This window comes from Streptococcus sp. OMI870, from assembly GCF_047460295.1.
Taxonomy (GTDB): Bacteria; Bacillota; Bacilli; order Lactobacillales; family Streptococcaceae; genus Streptococcus.
The window spans coordinates 724,921-741,172 of sequence record NZ_JASHGM010000001.1; the positions used below are offsets into that span (position 1 = coordinate 724,921).

Annotated in this window: 16 protein-coding genes and 1 other annotated feature; of the genes, 3 read left to right on the forward strand and 13 right to left on the reverse strand. The window is 40.3% G+C overall.

The window, feature by feature from the left end; translation table 11 throughout:
* Positions 1-2: 2 nt before the first annotated feature.
* The 8 genes from QM968_RS03650 to QM968_RS03685 all read right to left on the reverse strand — a co-directional run bounded on the left by QM968_RS03650 (position 3) and on the right by QM968_RS03685 (position 7,272).
* Positions 3-848, reverse strand: a complete 846-nt coding sequence (locus tag QM968_RS03650; RefSeq protein ID WP_414382335.1) for a carbohydrate ABC transporter permease — start codon at positions 846-848, stop codon at positions 3-5.
* Between the two features lies 1 nt (position 849).
* On the reverse strand, positions 850-1,752 hold the full coding sequence (locus tag QM968_RS03655) for a carbohydrate ABC transporter permease (protein WP_009732413.1): 903 nt from the start codon (positions 1,750-1,752) through the stop codon (positions 850-852).
* Positions 1,753-1,836: 84 nt separating this feature from the next.
* Positions 1,837-3,150 (reverse strand): ABC transporter substrate-binding protein, encoded by a 1,314-nt coding sequence (locus tag QM968_RS03660; RefSeq protein ID WP_009732412.1) that lies wholly within the window; start codon positions 3,148-3,150, stop codon positions 1,837-1,839.
* 131 nt (positions 3,151-3,281) lie between these two features.
* Positions 3,282-4,277, reverse strand: coding sequence for a LacI family DNA-binding transcriptional regulator (locus QM968_RS03665; RefSeq protein ID WP_414382338.1), 996 nt, complete (start codon positions 4,275-4,277; stop codon positions 3,282-3,284).
* 26 nt (positions 4,278-4,303) lie between these two features.
* Positions 4,304-5,182 carry an NAD(P)H-hydrate dehydratase gene (locus QM968_RS03670; protein ID WP_009732410.1) on the reverse strand — a complete coding sequence of 293 codons (879 nt, stop codon included), beginning with the start codon at positions 5,180-5,182 and terminating at the stop codon, positions 4,304-4,306.
* A gap of 52 nt (positions 5,183-5,234) precedes the next feature.
* Positions 5,235-6,008 carry an HAD-IIB family hydrolase gene (locus QM968_RS03675; protein WP_227197633.1) on the reverse strand — a complete coding sequence of 258 codons (774 nt, stop codon included), beginning with the start codon at positions 6,006-6,008 and terminating at the stop codon, positions 5,235-5,237.
* A 13-nt stretch (positions 6,009-6,021) separates the two neighbouring features.
* Positions 6,022-6,876: a bifunctional methylenetetrahydrofolate dehydrogenase/methenyltetrahydrofolate cyclohydrolase gene (locus QM968_RS03680; protein ID WP_227197634.1), complete on the reverse strand. Its 855-nt coding sequence runs from the start codon at positions 6,874-6,876 to the stop codon at positions 6,022-6,024.
* A 165-nt stretch (positions 6,877-7,041) separates the two neighbouring features.
* Positions 7,042-7,272 carry a DUF1797 family protein gene (locus QM968_RS03685; RefSeq protein WP_003005989.1) on the reverse strand — a complete coding sequence of 77 codons (231 nt, stop codon included), beginning with the start codon at positions 7,270-7,272 and terminating at the stop codon, positions 7,042-7,044.
* 248 nt (positions 7,273-7,520) lie between these two features.
* On the opposite strand from QM968_RS03685, the gene QM968_RS03690 reads away from it, so the two are divergent.
* The 3 genes from QM968_RS03690 (at position 7,521) to QM968_RS03700 (ending at position 10,710) form a co-directional block, all read left to right on the forward strand.
* Positions 7,521-9,776: an AAA family ATPase gene (locus tag QM968_RS03690; protein WP_414382343.1), complete on the forward strand. Its 2,256-nt coding sequence runs from the start codon at positions 7,521-7,523 to the stop codon at positions 9,774-9,776.
* Between the two features lie 114 nt (positions 9,777-9,890).
* Entirely contained in the window at positions 9,891-10,340 is a 450-nt protein-coding gene (locus tag QM968_RS03695) for an NUDIX hydrolase (protein ID WP_009732406.1), read from the forward strand.
* A 67-nt stretch (positions 10,341-10,407) separates the two neighbouring features.
* On the forward strand, positions 10,408-10,710 hold the full coding sequence (locus QM968_RS03700) for a DUF1827 family protein (RefSeq protein WP_009732405.1): 303 nt from the start codon (positions 10,408-10,410) through the stop codon (positions 10,708-10,710).
* Positions 10,711-10,789: 79 nt separating this feature from the next.
* Here the strand turns inward: QM968_RS03700 and QM968_RS03705 are convergent, their stop codons facing one another.
* The 5 genes from QM968_RS03705 to QM968_RS03725 all read right to left on the reverse strand — a co-directional run bounded on the left by QM968_RS03705 (position 10,790) and on the right by QM968_RS03725 (position 16,252).
* A complete protein-coding gene (locus QM968_RS03705) occupies positions 10,790-11,224 on the reverse strand; it encodes a GNAT family N-acetyltransferase (protein ID WP_414382346.1) in 435 nt (144 codons plus the stop codon).
* 60 nt (positions 11,225-11,284) lie between these two features.
* Positions 11,285-14,077 (reverse strand): isoleucine--tRNA ligase, encoded by a 2,793-nt coding sequence (ileS, locus tag QM968_RS03710; RefSeq protein WP_414382348.1) that lies wholly within the window; start codon positions 14,075-14,077, stop codon positions 11,285-11,287.
* Positions 14,078-14,128: 51 nt separating this feature from the next.
* Positions 14,129-14,345: a binding site (T-box leader), on the reverse strand.
* Entirely contained in the window at positions 14,336-15,181 is an 846-nt protein-coding gene (locus QM968_RS03715; RefSeq protein WP_414382351.1) for a DivIVA domain-containing protein, read from the reverse strand. (Overlaps the previous feature by 10 nt.)
* Before the next feature lie 9 nt (positions 15,182-15,190).
* Positions 15,191-15,982 carry an RNA-binding protein gene (locus QM968_RS03720; RefSeq protein WP_414325055.1) on the reverse strand — a complete coding sequence of 264 codons (792 nt, stop codon included), beginning with the start codon at positions 15,980-15,982 and terminating at the stop codon, positions 15,191-15,193.
* Positions 15,983-15,988: 6 nt separating this feature from the next.
* Positions 15,989-16,252, reverse strand: coding sequence for a YggT family protein (locus QM968_RS03725; protein ID WP_037614209.1), 264 nt, complete (start codon positions 16,250-16,252; stop codon positions 15,989-15,991).

Consider the following 16,252-nt stretch of genomic DNA (forward strand, 5'->3'; position numbering starts at 1 on the left):
ACCTACTTAATACCTGTTCCAGACCCACCTAAACCTTGAATAATATATTTTTGTGCTACGATATATACTAGAATAAGTGGAATTGTAGAAATTGTCAAAACAGCCATCACTTGATTAATATAAACTGGTTGAGTTGTATTAATGGTTGTAATCGCAACCTGCATTGAAAATTTTGAAGAATCGGTTAACACCATCAATGGCCAGATATAATCATTCCAACTAGAAATAAAGGAAAGAACACCTACTGTTGCAACTGCCGGTTTCGACATCGGCAACATAATCTTGAAAAAGATCCGTAAGATACTTGCGCCATCTATTTTTGCAGATTCGATAATTTCTTCTGGAATGGCAATAAAGAAGTTTCGGAAAAGATAAATATTAAAGACACTAGCTAATCCAGGGATAATAACCGCTAAACGATTATTGACTAAGCCAAGTGAATTAATAATTGTAAATTGAGGAATCAACACTGTTTCCATCGGAATGATTAACAAGGCCAATAAAAAGCCAAACAGAATTTTTTTACCTGTAAAATTTATTTTTGCAAATGCAAATCCCGCTAAGGCATTAACAATAATAGAGCCAAGTGCAAATGTTCCTGCATAAAAAATACTGTTCCCCAGGTATGTTAGAATACTAAAACGTGAAAGAACTTCTTGGTATGGTTTAAACCAATCAGCTGGATTTAAACTAGGTAAGAATGCTTTCCAACTTGTTAAATTCTTGTACACATCTGCTTCTGGTTTCATAGCTGAAACCACCATCCAGATCATAGGAAATAGAAAGAGGCCTGCTAATAGAATTAATAAAATATATTCTAAAATAGAAGTCGGTTTTAAACGTTTCATCCTAATCGTCCTCCTTCAAAACTCGCCGTTGTACAAGACTGATCATACCAATCAATGTTGTAAATACTAAGGCAATAGAACTTGAATAACCAACGAGACGGTCTGTGAAACCTTGTTGGTAAATATAATATACCATTGTAATTGTTGAGTTTAGTGGTCCACCTTGAGTCATGACCATTGGTTGCACAATCAATTTAAAGGCTGAAATCAACGTTGTCAATAGAACAAACAAGGCCGTTGGTTTCAATAAAGGCATTGTGATGTATCTGAATTGAGCCCATTTTGAAAATCCATCTAACTCAGCAGCTTCATAGATATCTTGTGGAATATTTTGCATTCCTCCAAGGAACAACAACATTTGATATCCTGCTCCTTGCCATGCAGAAACAAAGACAATCGCATACATGGCCTGCTTTGGACTTGTCAAAAATGGTTGGGATGAGATACCAATTTTATTCAGTAGGGCATTGAGCAAACCATTATTTGGATTTAACAAGTATAGCCAAAGGATAGAGATAACCACGAGAGACATCACAACAGGAGCAAAGAATGCTACCTTAAAGAACATGTTTCCTTTACGTTTCTTATTTACGATTAAAGCCATACCAAGGGCTGCCCCAAGTTGTACTGGAATAATCCAAACAACAAATTTCAAGGTATTCAAGAAGCTTTTTATAAAGATCGGATCTTGTGCTAAGCGCATGAAATTTTGTAGCCCTACAAATTTTCTGTCCTCTGGGGTCAATAGGTAATAATCTGTAAAGGCATAATAGATGACCATACCAACAGGTATCACCAAAAAGATAAAAAGTAATACTAAGGCTGGAGCTAAAAAGCTATAGCCCATAATATTTTCTTTAAGACGTTCTTTCTTTTTTGTTTCGACTTTCTTTGTTTCGCTCATTGTTCGTCTCCTAAGATGAAATCATTAAATAAAATAAGGTGGAAGGTACATTTCATAACTTTCCTTCCACCTTTTGAATATCAACTATTTATTTAAAGATTGGTCGATTGCTGTTTGCATTTCTTTCGTACGAGCATCTAATACTTTTTGTACATCTGGATTATCTTTATAATAGCTGATATCTTGCATCGCTTGTTGGAAAGCGCGTGAAACTTGTGGATAAGCTACTACAACAGGACGAGGATGGGCTGATACAGCATTTTGTTCCATCAAGAAGCGCAATGGTTCAGATACTTTATCCTTAATATTTTTAATTGTTGATTTTCTGATTGGAAGAACACTGTTCCCCAAGCTTATAATTTCACTAGATTCTGTATTTGTTGCAAACTTAACAAATTCAGCAGCAGCTTCTTTTTTATCAGATTTTGTTGTAACAGCTAATTGCCAACTACCTGAAGGTGAGACCAATTTCTTCGTTTTATCTGAAACTGGATAAGGAAGAATACCAAAATCAATATCTTTGTAATTTGTTTGTAGATCCCCAATCGTCCAAGACCCGCTTAGAACCATCGGATACTCACCTGTTTCAAATCCTTTTTCAACAGGACTAACTGTAGTGTAATCCTCTTTTACTAGATTTTGAATAAATTGAACAGCTTCAACACTTTCCTTACTATTGAAGTAACCTTCAGCTTTTGTTCCTTTAGAATTTACAACAGAACCACCATTTGACCAAATAAGAGGCATATAAGCATATGGTAACATCTCATCATTTGAATTCAAACGGAAATCGATTGCTGGTTTATTAAAATGATCTTTTAATTTCTTAGCAATGGCATTAAACTCAGACCAGGTCCATGGCTTTTCAAGGGTTGGCAAACTCGCTTCATCAATCCCAGCTTCCTTAAACATCTTCTTGTTATAGTATACACCTACATTTGATTCAGAAAAACCAAATGCATAGAATTTACCATCATAAGTTCCCTGTTGTTTAATACTGTCCAGTACATCATCCATGTCATTGTCCTTTAGATAATCATCCAAGGGAGCAATCACTTTTGATTTTGCATAGGCAGCAGTATTTGGTCCATCTAGCGTAATAACATCTGGTAAACTATTTGTCGTAACAGCAGCGTTGACTTTATCTTCATATCCTCCACCGCTACCACTACGTGGAATATATTCTGTCACAACCTTGTATTTGGTTTTCTTTGACTTGTTGAAATTATCAACAACTTGTTGCCAAGCTTTTCCCTCAGCTGTTTCATCTGAGAATTGAACCCAGACTTTTATTTCGTCCGAAGAACTTGCAGTTTTGGATTTTGATCCCCCACCACATCCTGCAAGCAATCCTAATGATAGTGCTGCAACTACAGATAACTTAATACCTTTACGCATAGCGTCCTCCTTTTTTGAAACGTTTCATTTTTTATTTGTTTTTTAACCCAAACTAAAATAGTTGAGTTTTTTGAAACGTTTCATTTTATGAGTAAATTATAACAGCGCTTTCATAATTTGTCAAGCACTTTTTATAATTTTTTTGTTGTGTTTCCTTCAAAAAAATGTACCGGTAAACTAACTACATTCTGATCTATTTTTTCTTCACGAATTAATTTAAGCAATAGTTCAACTGCTGCTTGAGCCATCTGAGCAATTTGTTGAACAATCGTAGAAAGTAAGTAAGGTTGATCAAAAGCTGGTCTTAATCCATCAAAACCAATAATCTGATAATCTTCTACAGGAGTTTTTCCCATCTCCCCTAAAACTTTTATCACACGAAGAGCCATAAAATCATTTACTGTGAAAATCCCATCAATCTGAGGATGCTTTTCAAAAAAGGTTCTTATTTGCTCTTCTGCTTGATTCAGTGGTTCCGGCATTTCAAGACAATAAAGGTTCGTATTTTTCTGTTTAGCCTCCGCTTTGAAGCCTCTCCCCCGTTCCGTTGTTTCATTCAAATGTTTGTTCACACCACTAATGTAAGCTAGATTTTGACAATCGCGTTTGACTAATTCGCGACAAGCTAGTTGACCACCATGAAAATTTTCAGAAGTTACGCAATAGACATTTTCAGAAAAATGACGGTCAATACTGACAAAAGGTAAATTTGATGAGACATACTTATCAATATCTGAATAGGTGATCCCTATAATCCCATCTACCTTATTTTTTTCAAGTAATTTTATGTACTCTATCTCGTTTTGAGCATCTTTATCTGCATTACAAATCAATAATTTACATTGATTTTTCAATAATTCCTTTTCTACATGATAAGCAAACTCAGAAAAGAATGGATGCCAAATGGTTGGAATGAGTAAAGCAATAATATTACTACGATTTGTTTTTAATCCTCTCGCATATTCATCTGGGACATAAGAAAGTTTTTCAATTGCCTGTTGAACTTTTTTTAAGGTCACCTCTTTAATGCCTTTTTCATTATTGATGACACGAGAGACTGTCCCAACACTAACTCCAGCTTCTGCTGCAACATCTTTCATGGTAATCGATTTTTTTTGCTCATTCATTTTTTCACCTCCTTTCATCCATACTATCATGAAAACGTTTCATTTTCAACATTTTCGTTTAAATTGTCACTCCACTTCTTCATCCATTTGGGAATTTCTTTGCTGATGGTTGTTGGTAAAACTACATAAGCCTCCTTGCTCAAGTCTTCAGCAATAGCTGAATGGAGGTAGGTCGCGACCACCACGCGCTCATAGAGACTGACCTGTGGAAATTGACCTGCAAACCCCGCGATCATCCCTGCCAAGGTATCTCCCATGCCACCTGTTGCCTGGTAAGGACCACCAACATCTAGCTGATAGCCCACATCTTGCCCACTTGTCCAAATTCTTGTGTGGGGCCCCTTTTCTACTATGACAGTCCCTTCACGAAAGTTCTGTACAGCTCTTTGGCTCTTCTCTTCTGTCTGGCTTGCTAGATCAAGTCCCGATAGTTTTTCCCATTCTTTTTGATGAGGGGTAAAGACCAACTGAGCTTCTGGCAAGTCAAATTGAGAAGTTGCAAAAAGACTAATAGCACCTCCATCTAAAATCAGAACCTGATGCCTAGAGACCTGCTCAAAAATCATTTGTAAGACTCCTTGGTTTTCATTAGATTCCTTTAAGCCCGGCCCTACTAAAATCACGCTAGCTTTTTGCAATTGCTCACAAAGGAGTTCATGATCCGCTAGATCAAAGCCCATGGATTCAGGAAGATGGCTATGAAGGGCCGTCAGATTGTCAGGATCTGTTGCGACAGTGACCAGCCCCGCTCCACTGTGAACCGCAGCGAGGGCTGCCATAATAATGGCTCCACCATAAGGATAAGTCCCCCCAATCAAGAGCAGACGGCCAAAATCACCCTTATAAGATCTTGACTCTCGCTGCACAATGACACGCTGAATCTCATCTTTCTGAACTGTTTTCATACTTTCCTCATTTCTAGCGAAAAAGGAGAAGCCACAACTCCCCCTCCTTCTTTTATTTTCCTCTGAATTCTGCGAAGACTTGCAAGATCTTAGCAGCAACAGCTTGTGGTTGATTTTGTTTGGCCACTAATTGATCATCCGCATAAGGACGAAGGGATGGAAAATCGCCAATTTGAATCGCATAGAGAGCTTTTTCAAAGAGCTCAATATCGTTTTGATCATTGCCAAAAGCCACGAAATTTTCTCCACAGAGTTCTTCGACCGTCGTCGCTTTATGTGTGTCTGCAGGATTAAGATAGATGCATTTTTCATGCGCATGATAGCGAATATGGGCCTTATCTGTCTTTTCGATCCGTTCAATGATCTCATCCACGAGTTCTTCATGACCACCCATATAGATCACAACCTTAATCGGGTCCGTTAGGTCCTCTAACGAACGATACTGGGCTTTTTTGAGGGGATCCACATTCGCAATAAAAGGAATCTTTTCCAAAATCTGACCACTATAATCAAAGGTATCGTCCACAAAAAATGGTAGATTGAAATGGCGACAAAAACCAAGGACTTCTCGATAAACATCCTTGTCCAATTGATCCTCATAAACCAGTTGGCCCTGACGATAAGCTAGCCCGCCATTTAAGCCAATCACGAGTTGCTGACTCAGTTGATCCCCTAAAAGGCCTAAACAATCCCGATAAGAACGCGCAGAAGCAAAAGCGACTTCATGGCCAAATTCTTCTGCTCTCAATAAGACCTGTTTGATTTCATCATCGATGGTAAGACCATCGAATGACAAGGTTCCATCTAAATCAAAGACAAACTTCATCTCGTTCACACTTTCATTTTTTTAAGGTACGAACAGCTGCTTCGTAGGTTTGCTCCATCAACATGGTAACGGTCATAGGACCAACTCCTCCTGGTACCGGAGTAATGTGACTAGCCAGGGGTGCAACAGAGTCAAAATCGACATCCCCACATAATTTGCCATCTTCATCGCGATTCATCCCGACGTCAATGACCACTGCGCCTTCTTTCACGAAGTCTGCTGTTACAAATTTCGCACGACCGATCGCAACAACCAAGATATCCGCTCTTCTAGCAATTTTAGGCAGATGATGGGTCCGGGAATGGGTCAAGGTCACCGTCGCATTTTTTGCGAGGAGCAACTGCGCCATGGGTTTCCCAACAATATTGGAACGACCAATCACGACCGCTCGCTTCCCTTCCAGATCAATCCCGTACTCTTTGAACATCTCCATGATCCCAGCTGGGGTAGAAGGAACCATGAGGGGATTGCCAGCCCATAAACGTCCCATATTCAATGGATGAAAGCCATCCACATCCTTTGTCGGATCTATGGCTAAAAGGACTTCATCCGCATCGATATGCTTAGGAAGGGGCAACTGCACCAAAATCCCATGCCATAGAGGATCTTGATTGTATTGTTCAATCACTTCTAATAATTCATCTTGGCGAATGCTTTCAGGAAGGCGTCTCACCTCACTGCGAAAACCTGCCGCAATAGCAGATCGTTCTTTATTTCTTACATAGATCTTACTGGCTGGATTATCTCCTACCACGATCACAACAAGACCAGGTACCAGGCCTGTCTCTTCTTTTAATCGTGCTGTTTTCTTCGCAATCTCACCCTGTAATTTTGTAGCGAGCGCCTTCCCATCAATAATTGTCGTCATGTCAATTCTCTTTCTAGTCAAGTAATGAAAATATTTCTCTCTATTATAGCAGATTTCATCTCTCAAACCTAACTGTTCCTATTTAGAATTTCCTATAGACGAAAACTATAGCCAGGTAGACAAAAAATGAGCTTGAGACCACCCCAAACTCATCCACTAACCTGCTTAGTAAAGCAATTCATAAATTTCCATTGCAATTAAATCAATGCTATCAAAGGTATAGGTTTCACGTGCTTCAACATCACGAAGGGTAAAGGTTGAACCTTCTTCTTCATTGTGATTGTATGCTACTTCCGCGACAACAACACCGTCACGTTCAAAATTACGTTTTAAGTTTCCACCGTCTTTTGTCATCGTCTCCAAACGGTTGATAATCCGTACTAAATGTGATTCCATTTTATTTCTCCTCTTTACTTTCTACTCCTCTATTTTATCATAAAAGAGAAAGCTCTTCCAATAAAAATTCACATTTTTCCATCGATTTACTTTCTTATCCATTCTTCAGCATCAATCCGTAGCAAATTCTTGCAAACTTCTAGAATACTGATATAATGAAACTATAAATCTTTGACTATTTTTGACCTTTTAAAAATAGGCTATTCTCTTGATGGAAGACCATCAAAACCCTACTGTGAGGTATGTATATGCTTTGTCAAAATTGTAAAATAAATGAATCAACCATCCATTTATATACAAATGTAAATGGACGTCAGCAACAAGTAGACCTCTGTCAAAATTGCTATAAAATTATGAAAACAGACCCAAATAACAGCTTCTTGAAAGGCATGACCCAACGGAGTCAACTGACTGGAGACCCTTTCGAAGATTTCTTTAATAACCTTGGAAACTTCCAAAGTCCGCAAGAACCCCAAACACCTCCAACTCAATCTGGAGGAAATTATGGAGGTGGCGGCTACGGCCAAAACAATAACCGTGGTGGCGGTCAAGACCCTCGTCAAGCCCGTCCTCAAAAGCCAAAAGGGCTTTTAGAAGAGTTTGGAATCAATGTCACAGAGATTGCCCGCAAAGGGGATATTGACCCTGTCATCGGCCGTGATGAAGAAATTATCCGTGTCATCGAAATCCTCAACCGTCGAACCAAGAACAATCCGGTTCTGATTGGAGAACCTGGGGTCGGAAAAACTGCTGTTGTAGAAGGCTTGGCCCAAAAAATCGTCGATGGTGATGTTCCTCACAAATTGCAAGGCAAGGAAGTTATTCGCTTAGACGTTGTCAGCCTGGTTCAAGGAACTGGTATCCGGGGCCAATTTGAAGAGCGCATGCAACAATTGATGGAGGAAATCCGTCGCCGGGAAGATGTGATTTTGTTTATCGATGAGATCCATGAAATTGTCGGTGCTGGATCTGCTGGAGACGGTAATATGGATGCTGGAAATATCCTCAAACCAGCCCTCGCTCGTGGCGAATTGCAATTAGTCGGTGCGACTACCCTCAATGAATACCGAATTATCGAAAAGGATGCAGCCCTTGAACGCCGGATGCAACCCGTTAAGGTCGATGAACCAACGGTGGAAGAAACCATCACCATCCTCAAAGGCATCCAAAAGAAATACGAAGACTACCACCACGTCCACTACACCGATGGTGCAATCGAAGCTGCGGCGCTTCTTTCCAATCGCTATATCCAAGACCGCTTCTTGCCAGACAAGGCCATTGACCTCTTGGACGAAGCCGGCTCTAAGATGAATTTGACCCTGAATTTTATCGACCCTAAAGTCATCGACCAGCGCTTGGTTGAAGCAGAAAATCTTAAAGCCCAGGCGACGCGCGAAGAAGATTTTGAAAAAGCCGCTTACTTCCGTGACCAGATTGCAAAATACAAGGAAATGCAAGGACAACAGGTTACTGATCAGGAGACTCCTGTCATCAGCGAAAAAACCATTGAACATATCGTTGAACAAAAGACCAATATTCCTGTTGGTGATTTGAAAGAAAAAGAGCAGTCCCAATTGATCAATCTAGCTTCTGATTTAAAAGCCCATGTTATCGGCCAAGATGACGCAGTGGATAAAATCGCAAAAGCTATTCGACGCAATCGTGTCGGTCTTGGATCACCAAATCGTCCCATCGGAAGCTTCCTTTTTGTCGGACCAACCGGTGTCGGGAAGACCGAATTGTCAAAACAATTGGCGATTGAACTCTTTGGCTCTGCAGATAATATGATCCGCTTTGATATGAGCGAATACATGGAAAAACACAGCGTGGCAAAACTAGTCGGAGCACCTCCAGGCTATGTTGGCTACGATGAAGCTGGACAACTGACTGAAAAAGTTCGTCGCAATCCATACTCTCTCGTTTTGCTAGATGAAGTTGAAAAAGCCCATCCAGATGTTATGCACATGTTCCTGCAAGTCTTGGATGATGGTCGTTTGACAGATGGTCAAGGCCGTACGGTTAGCTTTAAAGATACCATTATCATCATGACCTCTAATGCTGGAACCGGCAAGGCTGAAGCCAATGTTGGCTTTGGAGCAGCTCGCGAAGGGCGAACCAACTCTGTTCTTGGAGAACTCGGTAACTTCTTTAGCCCTGAATTCATGAACCGTTTTGATGGGATCATTGAATTCCAACCTCTATCAAAAGAAAATCTGCTTCAAATCGTTACCCTTATGCTGGATGAAGTCAACCAACGTCTTGCACAAAATGAGATCCATTTAGATGTAACAGATAAAGTCAAAGAAAAACTAGTCGATCTGGGTTACGATCCTAAAATGGGGGCGCGCCCACTCCGTCGCACCATTCAAGACCATATCGAAGATACTATTACTGATTTTTACTTGGAACATCCAAGTGAGAAACAACTCAAGGCCGTTATGACCAGCAATGGAAATATTAGTATTAAATCGGTTTCTAAGACAGTTGAAAAGACAGAAGAATAATCATCCAAATTATGAAAGAATGAGGCTGAAAAATCCAGTCTCATTCTTTTTTCTCTCCAGATTTTTGCTAAAAAATATGATATAATGATCAAAAAAACAAGAAAAGAGAAAACCATGACCATTCCAAGTTTTGGTGAAAAGAAAAATGATGTGACCTACGTCCATCGCTATGGTGTCTACGCTGTTATTCCTAATAAAGATAGAGATCAGATCATTCTCGTACAAGCTCCTAACGGGGCCTGGTTCTTACCAGGTGGCGAAATCGAAAAGGGAGAAGATCACCTGCAAGCTCTTAAACGGGAACTGATTGAAGAATTAGGCTTTACTGCTATCTTAGGTCAATACTATGGCCAAGCAGACGAGTACTTCTATTCTCGCCACCGCGATACCTACTACTATAATCCTGCCTATATTTATGAAGTCGTTGACTACACAGAAGCTCAAAAACCACTGGAAGATTTTAACAATCTCTCTTGGTTCCCAGTAGAGGAAGCTATTGAAAAACTTAAACGAGGAAGCCATAAATGGGGCATTGAACAGTGGAAAATTGCCCATAAAAACTAAAGGAATTCTTTCACAAAATAAAAAAAAGTGCTATAATAAATGAAGATAGAGGTCAGGAGGAACTCATATGAAGCTCATTAATACCACCAATAGTCATGCTACCTTGGTTAAAAATCAACTTGCTAGTACTGACGCCTTGCTTGTCGAGGTTTATTCCGCTGGCAATACTGATGTTATTTTTACACAAGCCCCAACCCACTACGAATTGTTGATCAGCAACAAACACCGAGCTATTCGTGAAAACGAAGTTGAAAAAATTCGTGAGTTCTTTTTAAAACGTAAGATCAATCTTCAACTCATTGACCAATCTGCTATTAAGACCCTCTATTCTGATAAACTGATCGAAATTTCTTTCCCAATTGCTAAGTAAGGTGCTTCTACCTTACTTTTTTCTTTAGTATCTTTTTCCAAAAAAACCTTTCACCTCAATCATGAGATGAAAGGATTCTTTATTTCTGATAGATCATTTTTACGTGAGGGGTAGAAGCCAAGATAAAGGGTTCGCTCACCGTTTGAAAACCTAACTTTTCATACAAGCCGACCACCTGCTCTTGAGCCTCAATTTCAATGGTCCGTCCAGGAAATCTCTGTTCACACAGGTTCAAAATCTGCTCTACCATGTCTTTTCCCAGTCCTTGGCCACGACTATCTTTGGCAACAGCCACTCGGCCAAAATGAATCGTCACCTCCTTTTCAAAGATGCGCGCATAGGCATCCACACGCCCTTCCCTATTTTGATGAAAAAGATGGATAGATCGATAATCAACATCATCTAGATCATTGTAGATCCTAGTTTGTTCCACGACAAAGGTCTCTAATCGCAGCTGAACGATCTCATAAAATTCTTTTAGTTCTAGTTCCTTAAATTCTTTCTGGTCCCACATAACTTCCTCTTTATTGAAAAGTCGCAAGGAGACTCTCTCCCTGCGATTTTTCACTTCTTATTATTTGGCTTCAAAGCCTTCTGCTACTGCGTTTGCAAAGTTCTCTTCAACGATGCTTGCACAGTGGTCACAGATGGTTGCATGGTAGCTACGTTCTGCTGTACTTGGATCGATACGACGGCAACGGTCACAAACTTCACCAGCTGCCCGTTCAACTGTGAAGGCTACATCTTCAAAGGCCACTGCACCTTCTGGAGCTGGACCTTCTGCAATGGTCAATTCTGATACAATCAAGAGTTGAGCAACATTACTATCTACTGCCCCAAGAAGAGTCTTCACTACTTCATTAGGATAAACTGTCAAATGAGCTTCAAGAGATTTACCGATCACTTTTTCATTACGAGCTTCTTCCAAGGCTTTTTGAGCTTGTCCACGGAAGTCCATGAAGGCTGACCAGGCATCCAAGATTTCCTCTTGATTCGCAAATGTTTGAGCTTCAGGTAATTCTGACAATTGAACAAAGTCTTCTGCTTCAAACTCAAGATAGGACCAAATTTCTTCAGCAGTGTGAGGAAGAATTGGTGTCAAGAGTTTGGTGATTTTCACCAAAATATCATAGAAGACAGTTTGCATTTGACGGCGTTCTAGTGACTTAGCTCCTTCGATGTAAACAACATCTTTGGCAAAGTCAAGGTAGAAGGCAGACAAATCAACATTGATAAAGTTCACTAGGGCTTTGTAGATGGTCAAAAATTCAAAGTTAGCATAAGCATCACGAATAGTTTTGACAAGTTGGTTAAAGCGGATGGTCATGTACTTATCAACAGAACGAAGTTCTTCGTAAGCGACTGCATCCTCAGCTGGGTTAAAGTCAGATGTGTTGGCAATCAAGAAACGAAGGGTATTACGGATCTTACGGTAAGTTTCAGAAACTTGACTCAAGATATCCATCGAGATCCGTACGTCGTTACTTGAGTCTACACTGGTTACCCAGAGACGCAAGATTTCCGCACCAAATTGTTTTTCGACATCGCTTGGAGCAATGGTGTTTCCAAGAGATTTAGACATCTTCTCACCTTTACCGTCCAAAGCAAAACCTTGCGACAAGATTTGTTTGTATGGTGCAACACCATGATTAGCCACAGATGTGATGAGAGATGAGTTGAACCAACCACGGTATTGGTCTGAACCTTCTAGGTAGAGGTCTGCTGGATATTTAAGTTCGGGGCGATTAACCACGACACCATTCCATGATGAACCAGAGTCGAACCATACATCCATGATGTCTGTCTCTTTCTTGAACTCACCATTTGGTGAACCTGGATGGGTAAATCCTTCTGGCAAGAGGTCTTTGGCATCCCGTTCCCACCAGATGATGGAACCATGTTCTTCAAAGAGTTGAGCTACATGCTCGATAGTTTCAGCTGTCATGATTGGTGTTCCGTCTTCTGCATAGAAGATTGGAAGTGGCACACCCCAAGCACGTTGACGAGAAATCACCCAGTCACCACGGTCACGGATCATGTTGTAAAGACGAACTTTACCCCACTCTGAGTGGAACTTGACTTTTTCAATTTCGTCCAAGATTTCTTGGCGGAATTTAGATACAGAGGCAAACCATTGAGGCACTGCACGCCAGATGATTGGTTTTTTCGTACGCCAGTCAAATGGGTAGGAGTGAGAGATTTCTTCTTGAGCAAGAAGTAAATCACCAAGTTTTTCAATAACCGTTGGCACAACCTTGTCGTAGAATTGACCTTCAAATTCCTCACCTGCGTTGGCCATCATGATCCCGCGTTCGTTGACAGTTACAGCAACTTCAAGTCCGTTTGCAATACCGACATTGTAGTCATCCTCACCAAAACCAGGGGCTGTATGGACGATACCTGTACCGGAGTCTGTTGTAACATGGTCACCAAGGATAACGAGTTCATCTACTGCTGTATCCCATGGGTGCTCTGTCACGATGTGATTCAATTCTGAACCACGGTAAGTAGCCAACACTTGAACATCTGCCCAGCCAAATTTTTCAGACAAACTGCTCAACAATTCTGAAGCGACCACAAACTTACGAGCTTCGCCAGCTGGTTGCAGCAAGACATAATCAATATCTGCACCAACAGTCAACCCACGAGAAGCCGTGATGGTAAATGGAGTTGTTGTCCAAACAACAATGTAAGTATCAGTGTCTAGGACACCTTTGCCATCTTTAACCTTGTTGGCATAGTAAAGTGAAGTTGATACCAAGTCATGGTATTCAATTTCCGCTTCGGCAAGGGCTGACTCAGATGACCAAGACCAATAAACAGGCTTGGCTCCACGGTAGATATAGCCCTTGTTAGCCATTTCACCGAAGACGCGGATTTGCGCTGCTTCATAGTCAGGAGTCAAGGTTACATAAGGATTTTCCCAGTCACCTGAAACACCCAAACGTTTAAAGTCTTCGCGTTGTTTATCGACTTGAGAAAGAGCGTATTCACGGCAAAGCTTTAAGTACTCAACCAAGTCCATTTCTTTCCGTTTAACACCTTGTTTGGCCAAGACTTGCTCGATTGGCAAACCGTGTGTATCCCAACCTGGGATATAAGGTGCGTAGAATCCTGACATAGATTTAGAACGAACAATGATATCTTTTGAAATCTTGTTCATGGCATGTCCTACGTGGATATTTCCGTTGGCATACGGAGGGCCATCATGCAAGGTGAAATGAGGTTTTCCTTGGTTCAATTCTTGACGGCGTTGGTAAAGCTTTGCTTCATCCCATTCTTTTTGCCATACTGGTTCTTTTGTGGGAAGACCTGCCCGCATTGGGAATTCTGTCTTACCTAAATTCAAAGTCTCTTTGAGTTTCATGGAGTCTCCTATAAAAAATAATCATACAAAATAAAAGACCACGACCTCGCCAAAAAGGACGACAAGTCGTGGTACCACCTTCATTCAAGAAAGAGAATCCTCTCTTTCTCCTCTTTTGTCGCTAACGCTGACCAGCGTTAGTGGTTACTCGTTTCACCACTAAGATTTGTAAAAGGATCAATCCTATCAAAGGAAGTACAGGTCTTCCACCATCACCTGCTCGCTAAAACTATTTGATAAGATCACTGTTTTTACAGATTATAAAATTGAAACAGATTCCCGTTGTTCTTCCACTTCTGGATCATCGATATTAGCAACTTGAGGAGATTCTACAACAAGATCATCAATAGAATCTTCTTCTACATGACTTTTTTCTGCTTCTTCTAAGGCAGATTGAACTTTTTCATTCAAACCTTCAAACGCTTGTGTAGCACCCAATTCTAAGTTAGCTGCTTCAATGCGTTTTTGTAATTCTTCGATTTCAGCCGGAGTAAATTGACGCGTCAAGTCAATGTTATCATCTTCTGCATGATGATGAACAGACTCACCCAATGCTTTTTCAACAATTTCACGGAAAGCTTCATCGCTAGTTTGAATATACATGGCTGTTGGACGAAGAATTTCATCCCATTCAGGCGTGTCAATAATGCTCAATTGACTCTCGATAGTTGATTTCAAACGTTGATGGAAGACGCGTGTCTTGTTCTTCAATTCTTCTGTTTCAACGGCAACTTTCTTTGCATTATCGGTTGCATGGCGAAGAATTTCATTTGCTTTTTGTTTTGCTTCATCAACTAGGTGTTGTGCATCTTGCTCCGCTTGACGAACGATCGTTTCTGAGCGTTCATTTGCTGCATGTTTTACACGTTCAGCAGTATCTTGCGCAATCAAAACAGATTGGCTCAATGAATCTTTCATTTCATCGAAATAGTTTAGGCGTTCTTCAAGAGCTTGAATTTTTGCTTTTTGATCATGATTCAAACGAACAAGATCTTCATAATCGCTAACAACGATATTCAGAAATTCTTCAACTTCGTTCGCATCATAACCTCTAAATTTAACGCCAAATTTTTTATCTTTAATTTCTAAAGCAGTAAGAGCCATAACTCCTCCTTATTTTTTACTTAAGAGTACTTCAACAGTTACTTTATATTTTCCACTCTTTGAAATACCATTTTCAGAAACCATTTTAAGACGCCCAAAGCGTCGGACACTGACTAAATCATTCAGACCTACAGCATAGCTACTATTGGTAGTTGTTGCATAGTTAACTTTCACTAGACCAGAGCTAATCAGTTGGCTGGCCTGAGAACGTGAAAGCTTAAAGGTTGCAGCAATCACTTTGTCTAGTCGAAAACTCGACACGAGAATATCTCGGTGCTGGCTGTCCTCTTCTATGACAAGTTGTTGAGATAGCGGAACTTCCTTTAGCTTAACAGGCACTCGCGAAATTTTCTGGATATGGTCCATAAAATAAGGAACAAAGCGCCGTTCTACAAATACTTGGATCTTCCCATCGCTCGTCAAAATGTCTCCAAAAGACTTGCGCTCCACTCCTAATTGATGAACAATGGTCCCCAACACTTGAGAATGCGTCAAGTGATGAAATTTTGACGCATAGACCATTTCCAATAAAGCCAGATCAAAATCATTAGGATCCAATTGGTAATAGTCCGGAGCCACAATGACTTTGGCATATTCCATTTTTTGCTCATCGCTAGAAGCAAACACTTGTAACTGATAGCTACTAGCAACATTTCGTAAAATAGCCACCTGGTGAGGATTTAAAAATCCTGTGACCTCAACAGAATACCGCTCGATCACTCTTTCGGACAATTCAATGCAACGATCAATAAATTCATGATCATCACGGTTGAAATGTTGGTAAATGTCTTTCTGTCCCATCTGTATCTACCCAATCAGTTGTAGAAATAGTCGCCATAGCAACTGGTTTAATCCATTCAAAACCAAGAGGGCTACCAGAACCGTAAAATCAAGGCCACCAACCTGCAAAGGTAACTTTCTAAAAAGGCTCAAAAATGGTTCAACTAATCGGTGAACCATTTGTCCAAGTGTACTCTGAGGTGCACCTGGAAACCAAGAAAGCAGGGCATAGATGACAAGAATAAAAGAGTAGATTTGAATGATGTTTGATAGATATTGAAAAAAGATCAT